Below are 20,425 nucleotides of genomic sequence, written 5' to 3'. Positions count from 1 at the left end.
CCTGGATATCCTTATTCAGTACAAGTTGGATAGATGTCGCATATACGCCCATCGGGCATTGTGATGGGCTTGAAGTCGGTAGTATTCCCGTTACAGAACGCATAAAGATCATCAAAATCCGTCCCTAGACAACGCTTCCACCCACCAGGAAAACGAATCCAGTTATCGCCCATGTAAGGTCGCTCTTCGGGATTGAGTCCTACTTTTATCAGTACCTTTTGTCCTCCCAGTTCATCTCGCAGCAAACCACCTCTCGTACCAGCGTTAGATAGCGCCCCACTGTCACTCAAATATCCACATTTAAGGACCTTTATGATTACGTGCTTCCGCCCTGCAGTCCGAAACAACCACTGACACTGCCAAGACAGCTCCTTAACTCCCGACTCCGGCATTCCTGGCCGATCCCCCTCCAGAAGATCCCGAATGGAAATCCCCCCTATATCCCCCCCAACGTCCGAATCCCGCTTGCCCCACTTCGCATAAAGATCAAAATCCACACTTCGCAGCACCAACGGACACCCCTGTACCGTCTCACTCAGAGGCAACTCATAACTCGCACGACTCGCCACCGGCTTGTACTCGGTAAAAAAGACCTTCCGCTCCGGCCTCTTGCCTCGGCGCCTTGGCAAGGTGCAGGTCTCACCTGTTGCAGGCCCATAGTTGGCGGCAGTTTTAAGTTTAAACTCCGCCGGTAAATCCACCTCCAACGTAAAGCGATCAACCGGCTTCATCGCACATCCCGAAAGTCCCGCCATCGCCAGCGCAAGCAGCACGCCCCATACACGCTTACTCATCCTTGTTCTCCAACATGAGCCACTGCTGCTTAACTCGTTCAAAGTGATCCTGCGGTGTTTCTCCAACCGTCGGCTGCCAACGAATCCCACTGCTGCGAGTGGCCTCTTCCAGCCGTCGCACGACCAGAAACTCCAGCTGTTCCGGCTGGCTCCATCGCCAACTGCGAGCCTGTTCCAACACTTGGGTCAGCCAGACCCTGGGGTCTTGGAATTCAACCAATGCCGCCAGATCTTCACTGTGTTCAGCCAGCAGGTAACGCAGGATATTGGCGTGCAGGATGGCGCTGGCATTCGGGTTGGGCGTGTTCAGCCAAGGAGCTGGCTCGGGCACCGGATAGTCACCGGGGGCAGGGTTGTCACCGCAGTGCCAACTGCCTTCATGCCAGTAGCACACACTGATCAGTGGGCCGAGGAATGCTGGCCAGTGTTCAAGGCCCAGATGGTTCAGTGCGCGCGCCAACGTACGATTGTCGTGAAGGCGGTACAGCGTCCGGTTATTCTCCGGTCCGACCAGCAGCCGGTCGCGCCAATGCCGGGACATGTCCGTCAGGTCCGCGTCTGGCAAGCTGCCCAGCCAGCCCCAATTCATCTCTGGTTCTTGCAGAAGATCGAGCAACGCGGGCTCCCCTACCTGATCCAGCAACAGGATCACGGGGCCAGACGTGGCCATTTCCGCCAGTGGGGTTTGTGCGTAGAGGTGGCAGTACGCCGGAAAACCGCGTGCCGCCAACATTGGCTGGCACGCTGCGTTATTCCCCTCAAGCATCAGGCACAGCCTGTGCCCCGCCTGTTGCTGTTGGCTCATCCATCGGCTTGGAAGGTTTTCCATCAGGCGGCCCTCCCGCCGACAGTGCAGAGGCCTTCGCGGCAGTCCTCGCATAGCGGGCAGAAGTCCGCATCCAGTTGCCTGGCCAAGTGCATGATGGCGCCCTGTGTGGCGGAGATTTTCGGGCTCTGCGCAACCAACAGGGCGTTCGCAGACCCGGTCGCGGACGGGGTTCCACCGAGGGTGATGGGCCGACTGCTGAAAATGCCGCCTGCCTGGATCACCAGGTGCTCTCCGCCGGCCTTGAAACTCAGTTGTACGCCCGCGTCGATCACCAGGCTGGCGCCGGCCTTGAGATGCACCTGTTGCCCGGCTTCAATCACCAGGGTTTGCCCGACATAGGTCCGGCTGTCGCCCTGCACGTCCAGATGATCGCTGGCCTTGAGCACAACCTTGCGGTCACCGGTGACGTGACGATGCTCCTCGCTTTCCAGGTGCGCCGTACTTAACCCTCGAATGATTTCACGCCGCTCACCGGCCACTTCCAGGCGACTGTCATGCCCCACCTGCTGCTCCAGGTCCCGCTGGGCACGAAGGTAGATGAGCTCCTTGCCACGGCGGTCTTCCAGGTGCAATTCGTTGCCGCCGCCTCCGCCCGGGGTGCTGCGACTGCGCAAGACGCTGCGGGTCTTGTGTTGCGGCAAGGAATAGGTCGGCATGTGCAACGCATTGGCCAGGCAACCGTTGATCAATGGTTGGTCCGGGTCGCCCTCCAGGAATGTCACCAGCACTTCCATACCCACCCGCGGGATCATCGTTGCGCCAAACCCGTCTCCGGCCCAACCCGATGCCACCCGCACCCAACAACTGCTTGTGTCATCGCTCTTGTCCAGTCGGTCCCAGTGAAACCGTACTTTTACCCGGCCGTATGCATCGCAATGCACCTCCTCGCCGGCAGGCCCGGTCACCGTGGCGGTCTGGGTGCCGTGGATGGTCGGCTTGGGGTGCTTGAGAGGGGGTCGATACGGCGCACTCCAGGGTGTCGCGGTGAAACGGTTGCGATACCCCTTGAATGCATCCACCTCACCTGTCCCATCCTCCAGCACCTGCGGTTGATAACCCTCGTGACGGACCGAAGTGATCAACCATAAATCATTGCAGGCCGGATCCGGATGGTCGTGCAGCTCAAGAAAATGCCCACTGCGCAGCACCGCTTGGTCGCTCCTGCCCAATGCCCGATATCCGCCGATCTGAAGGCGCTCCAACCCCCTGCGAGCCAGGCGAGCCCCCCGTGCATGGCCGGTAAATCCAGCCGGGTAGCGGTAGTCCTCAAGGGGTTGCGCTGAGGCAGAACCCGCGCTGTCTTGCAGACATAAGGACGGATGCTCGAAGTCATGATCACGACGCACCGTTTGCTGGCTGCGGGTCGCCAGGCGTACGTCGAAACGCTGGATAACCCGTGTCTCGGCCAGCGGCCCGCCGGCAGCTGAATAACGCTGCGCAGGCAGGCGGTGGAACACGGTCTGGTCGTCGCCAAACACCAGCACATGCTGGTGCTCGCTGTGACGGAAGTGGTAGTGAATGCCCTCCTCTTCACACAGCCGCTGGATGAAATGCAGGTCGGTTTCCGCGTATTGCACGCAGAACGTCCGCGGCGGGTAGACCACCGGCCCCAACTCAAAGGCATAGCGGTCGGCCAGGATGCCGTGGTGTTCGAGGACTGCCGCGATGATCTGCGGAACACTGCGCTGCTGGAAAATCCGCTGGTCGCGTCGATGGGCAAGGTAGGCGAGATGCGGCGCCAACGTCAGGTGATAACGGGTGAGCCGCCGCCCGGGATCATCGCGGCCAATCGCGTAAACCTGCCCGTGCAGGCCTTCATTGGCATCGCCAAAAACCAGGTAGGCAGGCTGGTGGAGCAGTGACTCCAGGTCCAGTGAAGGGTTTTCGCTGACCATCTGCACCTGGATGAAAAACGGCTGATCAAGCACCTCCTGACCGTTGAACGCCAGTACTTGAAAGTCAGTCTTTATGCCTGGAAGGATTAATTTGAAACGTGACGAAACAAACGCGTTAACCATCCGTTGTTACCCGCCAATATCGATAGTTATTACCGGACTGAGATACCTCCCCCGCCAAACATGAAATAAGTTGCCGAGGAAAAGCGCCTGAACGCCTTGAAGCTTAGCGTTTCCAGGAAAAAATCGGCCCCAAAAAAATAAAAAAGAAGTTTCGTACGACTGAGATTGAAGTGTCTTTTACAAAATAATAAATCAAGTCAATGAGCCACTTCTCAAACATAAGAAATGCCCTACACCAACTTTTATCTGATCAATTAATTAATAGCGAAACAGCTGACACCCACTCAGGGCGTCAACTGCTCAAAAGACTTCATGTCCGAGGCCGTGCAGTCCCGAACAGACTGACGCTCAGCAGCGTATCGACCTGGGTGTGCAAACGTACCGGCGCAGTGCCACCCGGCATCACCACCGCGACTTCACCTCCCTCAACCCAACCCGCTCGCCACGCCGCACAGGCCACGGCACTGGCGCTGGTGCCGGAGGACGCCGTGGGGCCCTCTCCCCGCTCGAACACCCGGGCAACCACCCGGTTGCCGGATTGCCTGGCGACCCATTGCAAATTGACTCCGGCCAAGCATGGCTCGCCGCTTCCTGCCGGGGGGGCGAAGGCAATCGCCTGCAACGGTTCGAACAGCGCTGGCTGTTGCATCTGCAGATTGTCCGGCAAGGCTGACATGTGTTCGACCAGGGTCACACAATGAGGATTGCCCACACGCACAAACTGACTGTGCGCCCACTGTGGGTTGATTGCCGCCAACGCCTTCACATGGCTCAGTTCAATGTCGCCTTGGAACACCTGCTCAACCCCCTGAGCACCCACGGCCGACGGCCCGAACCCGGGCAACCCCAATGCCAGCCAGAATCCAGAGCGGTGCTCATAGACGGCAGGTTCGACCCGAGTCACCAACGGCGACACCCCGTCAGGCTGGTCATGATGCACGCGCAAATCACAGGCCTCGGTCATCAAGCCCTGGTCAGTAAGCGCCTGGGCAAAAATCGTCAACCCATTGCCACTGCGCTCGGCCAGGGAGCCGTCGGTGTTCACGATCAACAGGTCAAACGGCGGCTCGGCCTGGAACGGGCCCACCAGCAAGCCATCGCAGCGGTGGGCCTTGGCATTGGCCGGGCGCGGCGTCGAGCCCCACTCGCATTCAGACCTTATGGCCGATGCAGCCCAAGCCTCGCGAGTCCTCGCGGCCTGCGCCGCGCTGTCGGGCACCTCGATACCCCGCTGTCGTAGGAACGCCGGGCTGGCGACCCCGTAAATGTTGCCACGTGCGTCATAGAACTGGGTCATGGCGCCACTTGCCTTGCAATCTTCATCGGTGCGTCCGCTCGGTTGCCTACAGGGTTGGACCAGCAGCGTATTACACAATGCAGGGTGTGTGGGAGGCGGCCTGGAAGGTGGTAATCCACCGTGAAAACCCGGGGGTTCACCAGCTCCCACAGGGATTACACACCTTCCAGAACGCCTTCCGCAAAGACACTCCGTGTGTGGTTGCCAACGCCCATGGCGTTCCAGAATTGCAAAAAAACTCATCGCCGCTGATCTCGGGGGGAACCCGGCTCGCCCCCCAAGGCCTGATGTGCAAGGATGTCGCGCCGGACATCGTTCGCTGAACGCAAAACCAAGGATTTTTTCATGACTGCCATCCCCACCTCAGCACCCGTGGTTCCCGGGCGGCTGGAACAAATGTCGACCCGTATCGCATTTTTCATCGCCGGCTTCGGCATTGCTGCCTGGGCGCCGTTGGTGCCATACGCCAAAGCACGCGCCGAACTGAGTGAAGGCACTCTGGGCCTGCTGCTGTTATGCCTGGGGGGGGGTCTATCATCGCCATGCCGGCCGCCGGTGCGCTGGCGTCTCGTTATGGCTGCCGACGCGTGCTGAGCGCCGGCACGATCATGATATGCCTGGCCTTGCCCATGCTGGCCACGGTCAGCTCGATTCCGTTACTCATCGCCGGATTGTTCCTGTTTGGCGCGGGCCTTGGCACGGTGGACTCCACGGTGAACCTGCAAGCGGTGATTGTTGAGCGCGCCAGTGGCAAAACCATGATGTCGGGCTTCCACGGCTTGTTCAGCCTGGGAGGGATCGTCGGCGCGGCCGGGGTTGCCGGGCTGCTGGGGTTGGGTCTGTCACCTCTGCAGGCGACCCTGGTGGTGATCGTCATCATGGCACTGGCGCTGCTCAAGGCCGGGCCCCATTTGTTGCCCTATGGCAGTGAAAGTTCGGGTCCGGCATTTGCGATCCCCCACGGCGTAGTACTGTTCATCGGCTGTCTGTGCTTTATCGTGTTTTTGGCAGAAGGCGCCGTACTGGATTGGAGCGCCGTGTTCCTCAGTGCCGAACGCGGTCTGGACGAAGCTTACGCCGGCCTGGGTTACGCAGCCTTCGCCCTGACCATGACTGCCGGGCGCCTGACCGGCGATGCCATCGTGCGGCGCCTGGGCGCGACCCGTGTGATTGTGATCGGTGGTGCACTGGCCACTGCTGGCATGTTGCTGGCAACGTTATTGCCAGCCTGGGAAACCGCATTGCTGGGGTATGCGCTGGTAGGTGCCGGTTGTTCGAATATCGTACCGGTGCTGTACACCGCCGTCGGCAAGCAAACGGTGATGCCGGAACATATTGCCGTGCCTGCCATCACGACCTTGGGGTATGCCGGGATTCTTGCCGGCCCCGCAGTGATTGGCTTCATTGCCCATGGCAGCAGCCTGAGCAGTGCCTTTGTGCTGATCGCAGTGCTGCTCGCCGGTGTGTCCCTGAGCGGCAAGGTCCTCAAGGTATGACCCCCGCACATCAGCGCGCTTTGCGGGCCTTGTCCTGTTCCAGCCAACGCTCGAGGCTTTTGTTACTGAGCCAGCCGTCTTTTTGCGGCAGACCAAACAATCGTGTGCCGTTCGCACGTATCAGCGAAGGCAGCAGACCAGGCCGCTCAAGAATGTTCTTCGCCGTGTAGACACAGAGCTTGCTGTACCTGGGCCGAGGCATGCCGGAGGAAGGATCCAGCACAGGCGCACCCTCTTGATCAACGGCATGCGGGTCCTGCATGACGGCCTTGAGCATGGCGATTTCAACGTACTGGTGTTGTTCAAAGAAGAACGTCCGGTCCTGCGATTTATTCCTCAATTGTTCGAACTGGCCCTGCAGGGCCAGCACCACCTGGGTATTGCCCTGGGCATGGAACGGGTCCTGGCTGAACACACTTGGCGAGCTGTTCCCCTGTAGCGTTTGGGCTGCCGCCCTGAGACTGTCCCGGGTGATATCGCCGTCGCGGCTCAAAATTGCATCGCTCAACCGCGGGCGCTTGAGAATCTCGCTGACCACTTGAATCGTCCGGTCCAACTCCTCGCTTTTCCCATACGTTCGTCTGCAACACGCTGCAATGACGAGCAGGTCAAACGCCCGTCGTTCAGGAAGGGGTACAGCCTGCCAAAATCTTTTTCCAGGGCCAACGCCAGTTGGCTGTCGGTGGACGTTACGCCGGGCTGGGCGAGGTTCACGCGCGTAGCAGCGGGCAGGTTCTGCAGCGCTCGCTGGCGCAGCACCGACATTGTTCCGCGCAGCACCAGAGGCACCCGCGACACGCCGTCGAGGCGCGCAGGAACAGCCCCCTGTCAGGTTTTCAGAGGGCGTGAGCGGCGCTGGCACTGTAGACCGTAAAGCCGGCTCATCCAGTGCCAAGGGCAGACCATGAGGGGGTGCACCCTCAATCGTCATGGGTTTTCTCCAACGCGTTTCCGATACATACCTGCCCGGTGATCACCACCCCCAGACGGAATCAGCGAATGGATTCCACCGGCAAGCACCCCATGTGTGGTTGGACAAACACAACAGTTCCGGACAACCGATGAATACCAATGACAGCATGTAAACAACGACCAGAAGGTACGGTGATTCCCACCCTTACCGACGCAACCAGGTCGTCAGGCTATTGATCAGCCTGGAGTACTTGGGGGGCTTGGCGTCGTCACTCGCCATCTGCCCGGTCGCGAGCATGCCCCGGGAAAAGTCTTCCTCGACCGGCGCCTGGAATTGGCACTGACCGGCGAAAGCCCTCATGCGCCTGGCTTCGACAGCATGCACATCGGCCAGGGCCGGGGGCTCTTGCGCAACGATGGCACCCGTGGGCACAGTCGGATCGTCATCATCCGTATTGCGAAAGAGCTCATGACAGCTGGGCTGGGGCGGGTGAAACGAGCTTGACGTCATTTGCTAGCTCTCCATACGGAATCTGAAAGCCGACCGGTTTGATCAAGGCCGGTGCCTATGAACTACTTGGTCAGTCGGCGTAAACAGTTCCTGACAAAATTGAGCCAGGCACCGTCATTCAGCGGCGGCGCCTGGCGGACGGTCAGCGGGAAAGCAGGTAAAGCGCTTGCCAGCTGATCCGGCCGTCATTATCACGACCGGCGAGATTGTCCATTTTCCTCAACACGTCACTGCGCTTGAGTATCTCCTGGGACAGCTGGATCAGATGATCCATGGGCGAATCGCCTGTCTGCTCCTGGGCCGCCAGGCTCCTCAGGTGGTTGAAGCTCAGCTCCCGGTCCCAGGGATTACGTTTCAACTCGTCGAAATGCTCAAGCATTTCACCGGCCATTTCCTTGTCGGTCTTGTACTTGAAGTAGTTTTCCCCCTTGACCACGATGTTCACATTTTGCCGGTCGATCAGGCCATCCAATGCACCGGTGGAGGAGTGCCGGTCCAGGGCGCTCATCAGTTCCGGACGTCGCAGCAACTCGTTGGCCAGGCGAATGTTCGCGTTCGTGACCGGATTGGGAGACCAGGTTTTTTTCGCCATCCCATAGATACTGTCAACGCTGACATACCCAGGGTTGCTGCGGTCCCTGAAGGCATTGAAATTGTCACGTAACTGTTGCGCCAACTCGTCATTGCTTTTCAGCGAGTACGTCGGATCAGGCCAGCCCGGCGCGGGCGGATACGGCTTACCCACGGTAGGATCGGGGCGTGGTGGCGGATTGCAGTAGCCAGGACCTGGTTGTGGGCGATGCCAGGCAAACCAAGGGCTCACCCAGTGTCTGACCGTATCCATCAGGCCCTGCCTGGCCGGCTCGCTGGAGTGACGCATCACGTTGTCAGCAGCACTCTGACGGGGGGCCTGCGAAGAGGGCGCGCCGAACACGGGCCCCCTCTGGTTTTCCCGAGGCAGGAAGCTGACGTTTGCAGCCGCTTGGCCGTTGGGGGCAGTCGCTGGCCGAGGGGCTTTGACCTCAGGCCTGGAAGTGGCCTGCAAAAGGTCAGAAGTTGATGAGGTCGAGGCCTGTGTATCGGACACCAATACCGACATAGTTTTCTCCATTACAGTGGGCGCGATCTTCAGCTTGCCGCTCCAACGCAACGTCGAAGCCCTTTAGCTTTCCCATGTGTGGCACTTCTGTCGGAAACGGTTCCTGAACCAGCCGCAATATGCACTGCGAGGATGTAAGAAACAGGACAAACGATCGCAGCCTCTTGCAAGACTGCGACTTTTCCAAACCGATAAAGGTCAGAACCCGACGCTGGCCTGTACAAAAAACGTACGCGGCTCGCCCAGGTACAGCCCGGCATTGTTGTCGCTGGAGCGGGTGTAGTGCTGCTGGTCAAAGACGTTTTTCACCCCCACCCCCAGCTTCAGGTTCGACAGTTGTTCGCCAAAGTCGTAGCCACTGCGCACGTTGACCGAGACATAGCCCGGGATATCACCGTACTGCCCATCGGCGCTGCCCTGGGTAATGTAGGTGCTGGTGGTACCCGGTGCACGCTGTCCGGACTGGGCGTACACATCCAGGTTGTGGGTCCAGTGGTTGACGTCGTAGCGCAGGCCCAGGGTTGCCACTTCCCGGGAATACAGTGGCAGGTCGCGTCCTTTGAACGGTACGTCACCTTCGGCGGTAGCCTTGGTGTAGGTGAAGCCGGCGTTGGCGGTCAGGCCGTCCAGGCGAGGGTCCAGGTTCGACAAGTCATAGTGGGCCGACGCTTCGATGCCGGTGTGCTTGGTGGCGCCAAGGTTGGTCCAGCCCACGGCATTGCTGACGTATTGCAGCTCATCCGAGAAGTCGATGTAGAAATACGTGAGTTCCCCGCCCCACACACTGTCGCTGTAGCGCGTACCGACCTCATAGGTCTTGGCTTTTTCCGGGTTCAGGCCGCTGGCGGTCTGGTCGCCGCTGCCGCCTTGTCCGAGTTGGAAGTACTGCAGGCTGCCGAAGGAGGTTTCGTAGTTGGCGAACAATTTCCACGCATCGGAAAGGTGGTACATCACGCTCAGGGCCGGCAGCGGTTCCTGGCTATGGACCTCGCGGCGTTTTTCCTGGGTGCGGGGCCCCGTAAGGGGGATGACCGGACGGTCGTGCCATTCGGTGCGGATGTCTTCAAAACGGATGCCCGGGGTGACGGTCCACTTGCCGATATCGATCTTGTTGTCCACATAGAAGGCGTTGGCCTCGGTGCCACCGGTGCGATCCTGGTAGACGTGACCATCGCTGCGGCCACCCGACGTCGGCACGTTGTTGATCAGGTTCAGACTGGTGGCCTGCTCATGCATGCCTTCCTTGAGGTAGCGGTAACCGACGCTGACTTCCTGGGTGCTGGGGCCCACGTCGAATACATGGGATACCCGCGGCTCGATGCCGAAGGTGTAGTAGGTGCGCGGGTAGGACCCGAGGGTCGCGAGGTCGCGGTTAGCGATGTTACTGCCGCGGAAACTGTCGGAATAATAAGTCAGCACTTCGGCCTGGGTCCGGTCGTCGATTTGCCGGTTGTACTTGAAGGACACGTCCTTGCGACGCCCGCTGAAATTGTCCCAATCGCGCACCGACTGGTACGGGTTGGCATCGAACTGTTTCTGGGTCAGCCCGCCGGGCATGTCGGCGCTGGCATCGTAGTAATGGAAGTTCAGCGAGAAGTCGTCCTGGTCGGTCGGCGCCCAGTGGGTCTTGAAGATCACGTCGTCGATGTCGTTGCCGTTGTTGCTGTTGCGGTAACCGTTGCCATTCACTCCGGAGTACAACAGCGCAGCGCCGATGCCGTTTTCGGCAGTGCCGCCGATAAAAGCGCTCTCGATGTGCTTCCAGCCACCATGGGCGGAAGTTTGCAGGGTGGTGCCGACTTCACCGGAGAATTTCTCGGGGATCGCGCGGGTCACGAAGTTGATCACGCCACCGACGTTCTGTGGCCCATAACGCACGGAACCGGCGCCGCGTACCACGTCGATGCTGTCCAGGTTGCCGGCGGAAATCGGCGCCATCGACAGTTGTGGCTGGCCATAGGGCGCGAATGCCGCCGGCACCCCGTCGATCAGCACGGTGGAGCGTGGCGACAGACGTGATGTCAGCCCGCGTACGCCGACATTGAGGGAAATATCGCTGCCACCTGTGCCGTTGGATTCCTGCACCTGGACCCCAGGCATACGACGCAGCACATCACCGACATTCATCGCGCCCTGCTCCACCATGGCTTCGCGGCGAATCACCGTACGCGCGCCCGGGTGGTTCTGCACCACTTCGGCATCGGCATCCCCAAGCCAGTCGCCGACCACCCTGATGTCGGTGGCACTCAGTTCCAGGGGCGAACCGGCGTCACCGGCGCCGCTGCCGAGCGGGCGCAGGGTCACGGAACCGGCGTCGATCTGATAGTCCAGGCCACTGCCTTGCAGCAATTGGCGCAGGGCCTGTTCCGCCGACAGGTTGCCATCTACTGCGGGGGCCTGCTTGCCGGCGACCAGGTCGGGGCTGAAAAACACTTGCAGGGACGTCTGCTGCCCCAGTTGGCTCAGCGCGCTCCCCAGGGGTTGGGCCTGGATATGGATAGCGTCGCCAGCATAGGCCGCCGGCACTGCGGCACTGACAGCAAGCGCAAGGGCAAGCGGCGCCCAGCGGGAGATTTTATTGTTGTGAACGGCACATTTTTTCACGTCGACCCCAGTCCTGTAATCGCAAGAGTATGCGGCTGTTAATGCAAACCAGTTGCAGCTGCAGGAGAAGACGAAGAACTCGGAAAAAACCTGAATCTCAGCGTGAAATAATTTCCTGGCTGCCATCCGGCAGGGTCCTCAGGGCCACGGGCAGGATATGGGGCAAGGCCTTGAGCAAGGCATCGGTGTCATTGGCCTTGAACACACTGGTCAGTCGCAGGTTGCCAACGGCGGGTGTGCTGACGCGCAACGGGCGCTCGCGATAACGCGACACCTCACGGGCGACTTCACCCAGGGATGCGTTGTTGAACACCAGTTTGCCGCTGCGCCAGGCCGTCAGTTCCTCGGCATTCACTGCGTAGGACGCTGCCACCAAGCCTTGGTCATTGATATGGGTTCCCAGCCCCGCCGTCAGCGTCACCCCCTCGTTCGGTGAGCGCCCTTGCACCTTCACCGTACCGGCCTCGACCACCACACGGGTCTGGTCATCATCGCGACGCACATCAAAGCGCGTGCCGGTGACCGTCACCTGCCCTGCACCGGCGGCGACCACAAAGGGACGGCTGCTGTCATGCTCGACATTGAACATGGCCTCGCCCTGCTTGAGTTCAATACTGCGGCGGCCTTTTTCGTAGTGCACCGAGACAACGCTGCGGCTGTTCAAATCCATCATCGAGCCGTCGGGCAATGCCACCTGGCGATGCTCACCCAGGCGCGTGCTGAAATCGGCCCGGTAGGGCTTCGGATGATCAAGGCCGCTGAACAAGCCGAGCCCCAAGGCCACGGCGACCACACTGGCGGCGACGGCGTAACGCAACACGCCACGACGTTTTGGACGCTCGGCCGGCGCCTCGCCCAACGCCTGCAAGCGGGCCTTGGGCACCAGGTCGGCGGCGCTCCACAGGCCTTGCAGCACATCGAATTCATATTGGTGCTCGGGCTTTTCATTGCGCCACACATCGAAACGCTCGCGCTCGGTGGCGTCCAACCCAGCGTCTTGCAGGCGTACAAACCATTGCGCGGCTTCGTCGCGGGCACGGTTATCCATCATGGAAGGTCCTGTTTCAGAGCGAGCGTGTGTCATGGGGCCATCGCATCCAGGCGGTCACGCAAATGCCGCAGGGTGCGGATCATATACTTTTCCACCATGTTCTTGGACAAGCCCAGGCGCTCGGCGATCTCCTGCTGGGTCAGGCCCTCGATCTTCTGCCAGATAAAGATCCTGCGGCAGTTGAGCGGCAACTCGGCCAATGCCCGCTCGATGGAGTCCGCGAGCTGGATCGCGTGCATGAAATGCTCCGGGTCACCGCCGTGGGGCTGGCTCTGATCAAAGGCTTCCAACGCCATGGCTTCCCGCCGGTCTTCGCGTCGGTAGGCGTCCACGGCGATATTTCGCGCAGTTTGATGCAGATAAGCGCGCGGTTGCTCTACCTGGGAGGCGGTTGTCTCCAGCACTCTCACAAAGGTGTCATGGGCCAGGTCCTCGGCCTGCTGACGGTTTCTCAGGCGGCGTGTCCAGGTGCCGATCAACTCTTCGTAGTGCTCGAAAAAGCCTGTTCTGCGGGGCGGCTGAGGGATCATCGCGGGAGCACTGGGGAGGCGGGGCGTGAATAGTAATGCTTCCTATTAAGTGGAGCAATTGCTACCCGTCGACCGCGCCACTGCCTGGAAACTAAAGCGCCTGTTTAAGGCGACTCAATTTCTCCCGGCTGCCGCACACGCTCATCTGGCACCATTTGCGCAGTTTGTTCTTGGAGATATCCAGGAATAGCCAATCACAGTCGGTGGCCGTGCAGCACTTCAGCACGCGAAGATCACCGGACACCAGCAACTGCGTGGCCTCGATCGCCAGGCGCCCGATCAACATTGCACTCAGTTCCTGGGCAGAGGTGCAGGTTTTCCACGCCCAGGCCGGTGTCCCATCAACCATGCGCAGCACCCGCCAGGCGGTGCCTTGCTGGAAATTCAGGTTGATCTGCTGCAAGGCGTCATCGGCCGCAGCCTGGCGCAAGGACAACGGGTAAAACACGGCATACAGGCATTCGCGGAACGCAATGATGGCGTCCAGATCCGGCTGGTAGGAAATAGGCGACTCAAACACCATGGCCTTGTATTCAGCGAACTCCTGGGTGGAGATCAACGAGGCGTGCAGCGCCCATTCAAAGAAAAACTGAAAACTGGTAAGCCGCTCTTCCATGACTTTGAGCGGCGACCCAGGGCGGCGACCGTTGGTGGTATTGATGAAGTCCAACACCTGGGCCCCGCCGATCAGGCGGATGGATTTTGCAGTGCCGGTGAAATGCGTCATGCCTGCTCCTGAAAAAACGCGGTATGCCTGCGATGGCGCAGATTACCTTGTTTTCCGAAGGTGCAGGCACCGCCACCGCGGCGCAAAGACCAGCGGCTATGTGCGCTCGTCGTTGCGGGCCATCCAATCGAGAATAGTCGCGACAGACTGTTCGACAGACAGCGCCTGGGTGTCCACGTGCACTTCCGGAAAGATCGGCACGTCGTAGTCCGAATCAATCCCGGTGAAGTGTTGGATCAACCCCAGGCGGGCTTTTTTGTACAAGCCCTTAGGGTCACGTTGCTCCGCCGTTTCCAGCGGCGCATCCACATGCACCTCGACAAAATGCTCATTGCCGACAATGGCGCGCGCGTAATGCCGGCTGGCCGCCGACGGTGAGATCAGCGCCACGATCACCACCAGCCCTGCATCCAGCATCAAGCGCGCCACTTCGGCGACCCGCCGGATATTTTCATCGCGGTCGCTGTCGGTAAAACCCAGGTCGCGGCACAGGCCGCCGCGCACCGAGTCGCCGTCAATGATGCAGGTCAAGCGCCCCTGTGCCTGCAAGGCCCTGTCCAGCGCATCGGCAATCGTCGACTTGCCGGCCGCCGAGATGCCCGTCATCCAGATGACCAAGGGCTTTTGCCCCATACGCGAGCGTTCCGCGGCGAGATGGCTGAACGCAAACGCATGCAGATTCCGTTCTGGACGTTCCGCAAAATGACTCATGGCCGCTCACCCTCCGTCACCGCCACAGGCGGTTTACCCAACAGGAATACCATCACGCATTGCACGAACAGCAACAGCGCAACCACCCAGTAGACGGTCGCGAACGAGCCGGTCAGGTCCTTGGAAAAACCGCCCAGGAAGTTACCGCACACACCCCCCAGGCCGATCAGCACATTGGCAATGCCGAATGCCTGGGTCAGTCGGCTGACCGGCACGATTTGCCCGATGTAGCTGGGGACAAGCCCGAAGATGGGGTAGAACGCCAGGGCAAACAAAAATGCCGCCAGGTAGAACAGCGGGAGGCTGTTGAAACTGAACACCAGGGTGGCGGCCAGCCCCGCACTCAAAAAGCACATGGCCAGCGACGCCCTGACGCCCACCTTGTCGGCGATCCACCCCACCAGAAAGCCCGAGGCCATGCCCACCGCGCCAATGGTGGTCCAGACAAACCCGGCGTCCTGCACCGACACCCCCAACTCGTCCCGCAGGAACGGAGCCAGGTAAGTCTGGAACGGCAACAGCGCCATCCCATTCAAAAACGCAATGGCCCAGGTCAGGTACAGCGAGCGACTCAACCAAGGTGCATGACTCTCGAACGCCGTCGAACGCGGCCCGGAAAAACCGGCGTCCTTGTCCGCCACCAGGTTGCGCAGCAGAAACCAGGCCACCACGCACAGGGCCACCGAGATCAGGCCCGCGGTGAGCCAGATCGAGCGCCAGCCACCCTGCAGGGTAAGGAACGACACCAGCAAGCCATTGATGAACACGCCGTAGCTGGTGCCGCTGGAAATCAGCCCCATGACCCGCGAGCGATTACCCGGGCTGAAACCCTTGGTGACAATCTCCGCCAACGGGATGTACACCGAGGCCGAGCAGCCGCCGAGCAAAATCAACAGCGCCCCGGACAGCCAGATACTGTTGCTGACACTCAGCCCCAACAGCGCCAGGGAGGTCATCAGCGTCGACACCAGGCTGATCTTCCAGCCTTCGAAAAAACGACTGATGTAACTGGTGACCGATGAAAACAGCAGGAAGCCGATCTGCGCACCGCCGGTGATCAGGCCCACCGTGGTGTAGTCGAAACCGATGTCGCGGCGCATGTCCACCACCAGGTTGGCGAACAGGTAGACGCCAAACCCGTAGGTACTGGCCACGAACCCGGTCAACACCACCGCCAGCACGACGCTGTCCAACGGGCGCGCGCTACTCTGTACCAGTGTGCTCATCAGGTACTCCTTAAACGGCGCGTGCCGTGTGGATGACAAAATCACAATTCATCATGTCGTAGTCACGCTGGAAATCCCCGTAACTCTCATGGGTGCAAAATCCGGACTTGAGCACCTCCCCCTTCAACTCGCCCGGCAACAGCGGATAGACCTGCAACCGATACTGCTCGGCGTTATCGAACGAGTAGATGAACTCACACACGTGTTCATCCACCTGCCCCAGGCCGACGGATGCCTGCGTGCCGCAGTAATAGTAATGACCGCTGGATTTGAACTTGCCTGCGCGAATGGCAAAGAAGTTACGTTGATCCACAATCAGCAAGCCGCCCGGATTGAGCAATGCCCTGAATCTCTCCAGCACCTCCAGCCGTTCATGGGCTGCAAACACATGGCACAGCGAACTGCCCAGGCACACCACAGCATCGAAGCGCCCCAGTTCGGCGGGATCGAGGGCCTGCCAATCCCGGTAGTGCGATTCGATCGCCAACCCGCGTTGCCGAAAATTCTCCCGGGCCTTGGTCAACATCGTGCTGCTGCCGTCCGTGGCGACGACATCGAACCCCGCCTGCTTAAGCTGGACCGCATGAAAACCACTGCCCGTGGAGACGTCGATCACCGACTTCACGCCGTGCTGCTTCAGCAGGTTTTCAAAGAACCCGTTCTCCCCCGCCTTTCTTTTTTCCCAATCGATCAATTCATCCCAGCGCTCGACGAATTTTTTCGAGTATTGCGTGGCGTAACTGGCGACTTCGCCGCGCTTGTGCACCGACATCCGATTCATCACACACCTACCAGGTTGAATGTTTGAAAGACAGGTATTTGCTCGACAGCTCGTGGGCAAACTCGGCGGACTGTTCGATGGACATGGTTTTCTTCGAGTACCCCAGCATCGCCTGCATCACGGCCATGCATTGCGGGTTATAGGTGACCGAGCCATCGCAATGAATTTCATCGATGCCATCCTGGCTCTGGCAGATGGTGTTGATACGCACCGCTTCGTCCTGGGGGCAGTCGGCGCTGAACTGCACCTTGATCTGCCCCTCCTGCAGCCACACCGGATAGCCGCCCGGCAACCCCAGCGGGCCGGGCGCGTGCACCAGCACCGGGGTGGGCGAAAACAACCCTTCGATCACGGTGACGGCCGAGCACGCCGTGAGGAACTGCCCATCGATACCGCCCAGGCGGCGGAACTCGGATTTAACCGTGGAAAAAATCGCTTCGGCCGGCAGGTGGGCCGCGGCCGGGCGGTCGCGCACCTCATGCAACAAGCGGTAGCTGGCACGCGGGGGCAAGCCGCCGCGCGGCACGTAGTGGCTGAAATAGTGCTGGGCATACAGGCACACCTGCACATCGGCAGGCGCACACTCCAGCAGCCGCGCGATGGAAAATCGCAGCGCCGGGATCAGGTTGGCGACATTGCCCACGCCAATATCCGGCGCCAGCCCGACCCTGGCCAGGATCGGGTTGACCGCATCGGGAAAGGCCGCGTTGACCGTCCTGGCCGCGATACCGGAGGCTTTCACCGCCTGCATCAAGTGATGCATCAGCGTCAGGTGCATGGGCAGCCAGGGGCCGAACTGCGCCTGGTCGAGTTGCTCGAACGAGAGCCTGGGCAACCCGGTGATCACACGCCACGACTGCAACGACGCGCAGTTCACCACCAGGTCCGGCGCCTCTGCACGCAGCACCTGGGTGACCCGGTCGATATCGGTGAGGTCGGCGATCACCGGCTTGATCGTGATGCAGTGCCCCAACTGCGCACACGACAGGGCCACCAGGTTGCATAGCCGCACGGTCGCGTCTTCATTGCGCCCCAGCACCACGAATTCAAAGGCATTTTTCGGCCCGAGAATCTTCAGGATCTGCAGGCACAGGTTGCCTGCGCCCACCAGCAGCAGTTTCTTCTTGGGGGCTGACGGGCTCATCGTGGGTAGGCTCCATTGTCTACCGGAATGACCTTGCCGGTGACATGCCGCATGGCATCGCTGATCACCAGCAAAATGACCTCGGCGACGCCGCCGGGCAGGATCGGTTCCTTGAGGATTTCCTGGCGCGCGTACTCGGCGCGGCGGTATTCAGGGATGGTGTCGTAGATGGCGGTGTCGTGGATCAGCGCCGGCGACACTGCGTTAACCCGCACGAACGGCGCAAAATTCCAGGCATTGGCTTTGGTCAGGCCGATCACCGCCGCCTTGGTGGCGCCGTACAAAGCATCACAACTGCCCACTTCGCCCGCCACCGAGGCGATATTGACGATGCAGCGCGGCGCCTCGTGTTTCATCTCCCGTTCGGCGAAGTCTTTGGAGAGATAGACCAAGGCCTTGAGGTTCACAGTCAAGATTTCGTCCACTTCGGCATCGGAATAGGCGTAGATGCTTTTGCCGTGGTAAATACCGGCGTTATTGATTAATGCATGAATAGTTGCGTGGCGCTCGTACAGCGCAGGGATAAAACCCTTGATCAGCGCATTATCCGAAAAGTCCGCGACATGGGTTTCCAATACATCCGCCGTGTAAGTGCGCTGTAACGCACGCAGGCCTTCGGCATCCTTGTCGGCACCGATAACGAAATAACCTGCCTGGATAGCCTTTTCCACAGTAGCCCGGCCGATCCCATTGGCCGCACCGGTGACAATCAACTTTTTCATACAACAATCCTTATTGGCAAAATTCATTCATGCGTGCGTAGAAGGGTCGGTGGTATTCGTAAAAGGCTTTTAATTTTGGCGACTGATCGAAAGTATCCATATCGATAGCAGGTTTATCCGGCAGAGCAATGCGTTCACTGTTCTCCGCCGCCACATGCCAACTTCTCCAGGTTTTCCACTGTCGTGGACATTCACGTTTCCATGTCATGGCATGGGGCAAAAATTCAATCTGCAAGTAGTCACACAGTTTACGAATGACACGCTCCGGCTCGGCGGCGAGGTCATCGGCATTAATCACATAAGGCACTTTTCCGATGAGTTTGGTGACCACACAAAATATCTCGTACAAGGCTTTATGCCCGATGGCCTGCACGGGCATATCGGGGTGTACCCGGTGATGGGAAATAATGCTGCTGGCGGGCTCGCGAATAATAAAAACATTGTGTTGTTGCGCCAGGAAGTCCCGGTCAACTTTCAAGTCATCCAGGCAGTGGTAACACATGTCTTTGTGAAAGACATTGGTACTTTCCCGGGCCTTGAGCAGTTGCTCTTTTATACCTTGATACGTGGTGGGCAAACTGTGGTCCCATTCATCCGAAGGAATCATTGAATCTGCGGAAAATGCCATATGGGCAAACGGCTCGTGGAAAACCTCAAAATCCCCTCGTTCGATAAACACACGCTCCAACACCGTGGAACGGGAACGCGGGTGCGCCCACAACCCGACCATCTTGTTCATGCCAGCACCCCGTATTCAGCGGCCAGGATGGCGTTGAGCGAGCGTGCGAAAGGCTTCGTCACCGGGCACAGGCGCACGCAGTAGTCGGTCAGGCGCCGATGCGCACTGTTGGCTTCGTTGCAGGCGTTGATAAACGCCTCATGATTGCCAAAGTCGTAGGGCTCGATGCTGTCGATGAAATAGGCTTCGCAGAAGTACGGAATGCGGATGAGCCGGGCGAACGTCTCAGCCGGCGCCTGCTGGGGTTCACAGGCGGGTGCCACCGGTTTGCCGTGGCTTTCACGCTCGATCAGAAACTCCACCACCTCCGGCGTCAGCGTGTAGCACGTGGTGGTCAGCCCGGTCTTTTCCAGGTGCCAGCAGTGCTTGTGGCCACGTTCGTCAACGTCGACCTTGATACTGGAAAGCAGGGTCTTGACCGGCACCTTCGAGGCCGCGACCAGGGCCTGGATCTGCTGGTAAATCATCAGCTCGGCCCAGCGCATGTCCTCCGGGCCCAGCGCCAGGCCACGCTCGGCGGCCTGCAAGGCGAACTCGGGCTGGCAGGAAAAACGCCCGATCATAAAGGTGATCACATACTTGCAACAGCCGGTGTCGACGCCATTGCGGCGGGCGCAGGCGATGCCCCGCTCTATTGCCTGGATACCGGCATGGAATTGCGAAACGGTGAAGCAGAACGTGATATTGACCGAAACGCCTTGGGCCACCAGGTGTTCGATCGTCGCGAAACCCTCCAGGCTGCCCGGCACTTTGACCATCACATTCGCGGCCAGGCGATGCAGCTCCAGGCCTCGTGCGGTCATGCGTTCGCTGCACCGCACATCCGACGGGTCGACTTGGGCGCATATCCAGCCGTCGGCCTGGGCCGATTGCACCCACAGCGGCTTGAGCGTCGAAGCGCCCTCTGCAATCACTTCGTCGTAGAGTTGCTTGCGCAATTCGCCGGGAGACAGGCTGGCCAGATTAAAACGCGACGACCAGTACTCTTTCTTGTCGAGGATCGTCGCCGTCACCAGCCGGGGGTTGGTGGTCACACTGCTGAAGCCCCAGGGCTGGGAGAGATCCTGCGGCATCAACTGTTCGATATGGGCGGCGGCTGCCGGGTACTTGTCCAACAAATGCTGTTTATACGGTGCGTACACCACGGGCGACGAATCCCACCACACTTCCGAACAGGGATCATTACGTTTAAGTCGCTCTATATAACCCAGTGTGCCCACAACACTTGCTCCTT

18 protein-coding genes and 1 pseudogene are annotated in these 20,425 nt (G+C 59.8%); 1 reads left to right on the top strand and 18 read right to left on the bottom strand.

Translation table 11 applies throughout. The features are described 5' to 3' along the window. Positions 1-11: 11 nt before the first annotated feature. From BFQ01_RS22370 to BFQ01_RS22355, 4 genes are all read right to left on the bottom strand, one after another. On the bottom strand, positions 12-794 hold the full coding sequence (locus BFQ01_RS22370) for a hypothetical protein (RefSeq protein ID WP_065926930.1): 783 nt from the start codon (positions 792-794) through the stop codon (positions 12-14). Then, positions 787-1,623, bottom strand: a complete 837-nt coding sequence (locus tag BFQ01_RS22365; protein ID WP_065926929.1) for a DUF4123 domain-containing protein — start codon at positions 1,621-1,623, stop codon at positions 787-789. The genes BFQ01_RS22370 and BFQ01_RS22365 overlap by 8 nt, the downstream gene beginning before the upstream one ends. After that, positions 1,623-3,641 (bottom strand): type VI secretion system Vgr family protein, encoded by a 2,019-nt coding sequence (locus tag BFQ01_RS22360; protein ID WP_065926928.1) that lies wholly within the window; start codon positions 3,639-3,641, stop codon positions 1,623-1,625. Before BFQ01_RS22360 ends, BFQ01_RS22365 begins: the two co-directional genes overlap by 1 nt. Positions 3,642-3,951: 310 nt before the next feature. After that, the gene (locus BFQ01_RS22355) at positions 3,952-4,938 is read right to left on the bottom strand and encodes a diaminopimelate epimerase (protein WP_065926927.1); all 987 of its coding nucleotides are present in this window, start codon (positions 4,936-4,938) and stop codon (positions 3,952-3,954) included. Positions 4,939-5,283: 345 nt separating this feature from the next. Between BFQ01_RS22355 and BFQ01_RS22345 the strand changes: the two are divergent. After that, positions 5,284-6,434, top strand: a pseudogene (locus BFQ01_RS22345) (MFS transporter). 10 nt (positions 6,435-6,444) lie between these two features. Here BFQ01_RS22345 and BFQ01_RS22340 read toward each other — a convergent pair. From BFQ01_RS22340 to BFQ01_RS33440, 14 genes are all read right to left on the bottom strand, one after another. Further along, positions 6,445-6,972: a type III secretion effector protein gene (locus BFQ01_RS22340; RefSeq protein ID WP_256097771.1), complete on the bottom strand. Its 528-nt coding sequence runs from the start codon at positions 6,970-6,972 to the stop codon at positions 6,445-6,447. A 579-nt stretch (positions 6,973-7,551) separates the two neighbouring features. Then, positions 7,552-7,857 (bottom strand): hypothetical protein, encoded by a 306-nt coding sequence (locus BFQ01_RS33030; protein ID WP_065926925.1) that lies wholly within the window; start codon positions 7,855-7,857, stop codon positions 7,552-7,554. Between the two features lie 142 nt (positions 7,858-7,999). Continuing rightward, on the bottom strand, positions 8,000-8,956 hold the full coding sequence (locus BFQ01_RS32610; RefSeq protein ID WP_065926924.1) for a type III secretion effector protein: 957 nt from the start codon (positions 8,954-8,956) through the stop codon (positions 8,000-8,002). Between the two features lie 198 nt (positions 8,957-9,154). Continuing rightward, positions 9,155-11,560, bottom strand: coding sequence for a TonB-dependent siderophore receptor (locus BFQ01_RS22325; protein ID WP_065926923.1), 2,406 nt, complete (start codon positions 11,558-11,560; stop codon positions 9,155-9,157). Positions 11,561-11,657: 97 nt separating this feature from the next. Next, on the bottom strand, positions 11,658-12,611 hold the full coding sequence (locus BFQ01_RS22320) for a FecR family protein (RefSeq protein ID WP_065926922.1): 954 nt from the start codon (positions 12,609-12,611) through the stop codon (positions 11,658-11,660). A gap of 29 nt (positions 12,612-12,640) precedes the next feature. Next, entirely contained in the window at positions 12,641-13,141 is a 501-nt protein-coding gene (locus BFQ01_RS22315) for a sigma-70 family RNA polymerase sigma factor (RefSeq protein WP_065926921.1), read from the bottom strand. Positions 13,142-13,232: 91 nt separating this feature from the next. Further along, a complete protein-coding gene (locus BFQ01_RS22310; RefSeq protein WP_065926920.1) occupies positions 13,233-13,868 on the bottom strand; it encodes a CGNR zinc finger domain-containing protein in 636 nt (211 codons plus the stop codon). A 96-nt stretch (positions 13,869-13,964) separates the two neighbouring features. Beyond that, positions 13,965-14,579, bottom strand: coding sequence for an adenylyl-sulfate kinase (cysC, locus tag BFQ01_RS22305; RefSeq protein WP_065926919.1), 615 nt, complete (start codon positions 14,577-14,579; stop codon positions 13,965-13,967). Beyond that, on the bottom strand, positions 14,576-15,805 hold the full coding sequence (locus BFQ01_RS22300) for an MFS transporter (RefSeq protein WP_065926918.1): 1,230 nt from the start codon (positions 15,803-15,805) through the stop codon (positions 14,576-14,578). The genes cysC and BFQ01_RS22300 overlap by 4 nt, the downstream gene beginning before the upstream one ends. A gap of 10 nt (positions 15,806-15,815) precedes the next feature. Further along, positions 15,816-16,586: a class I SAM-dependent methyltransferase gene (locus tag BFQ01_RS22295; RefSeq protein WP_065926917.1), complete on the bottom strand. Its 771-nt coding sequence runs from the start codon at positions 16,584-16,586 to the stop codon at positions 15,816-15,818. 7 nt (positions 16,587-16,593) lie between these two features. Beyond that, the gene (locus BFQ01_RS22290; RefSeq protein WP_065926916.1) at positions 16,594-17,730 is read right to left on the bottom strand and encodes a hypothetical protein; all 1,137 of its coding nucleotides are present in this window, start codon (positions 17,728-17,730) and stop codon (positions 16,594-16,596) included. After that, on the bottom strand, positions 17,727-18,452 hold the full coding sequence (locus BFQ01_RS22285) for an SDR family oxidoreductase (RefSeq protein WP_065926915.1): 726 nt from the start codon (positions 18,450-18,452) through the stop codon (positions 17,727-17,729). The genes BFQ01_RS22290 and BFQ01_RS22285 overlap by 4 nt, the downstream gene beginning before the upstream one ends. Positions 18,453-18,462: 10 nt before the next feature. Beyond that, a complete protein-coding gene (locus BFQ01_RS22280; protein ID WP_065926914.1) occupies positions 18,463-19,191 on the bottom strand; it encodes a sulfotransferase-like domain-containing protein in 729 nt (242 codons plus the stop codon). Further along, positions 19,188-20,411 (bottom strand): transaldolase family protein, encoded by a 1,224-nt coding sequence (locus tag BFQ01_RS33440; RefSeq protein ID WP_065926913.1) that lies wholly within the window; start codon positions 20,409-20,411, stop codon positions 19,188-19,190. Before BFQ01_RS33440 ends, BFQ01_RS22280 begins: the two co-directional genes overlap by 4 nt. Positions 20,412-20,425 lie beyond the last annotated feature (14 nt).

This window comes from Pseudomonas sp. 8 R 14, from assembly GCF_900005955.1.
In the GTDB taxonomy this organism is placed as follows: domain Bacteria; phylum Pseudomonadota; class Gammaproteobacteria; order Pseudomonadales; family Pseudomonadaceae; genus Aquipseudomonas; species Aquipseudomonas marginalis.
The sequence above is the reverse complement of the archived record's forward strand: the minus strand, read 5'-3'. Positions and strand labels throughout refer to the sequence as shown.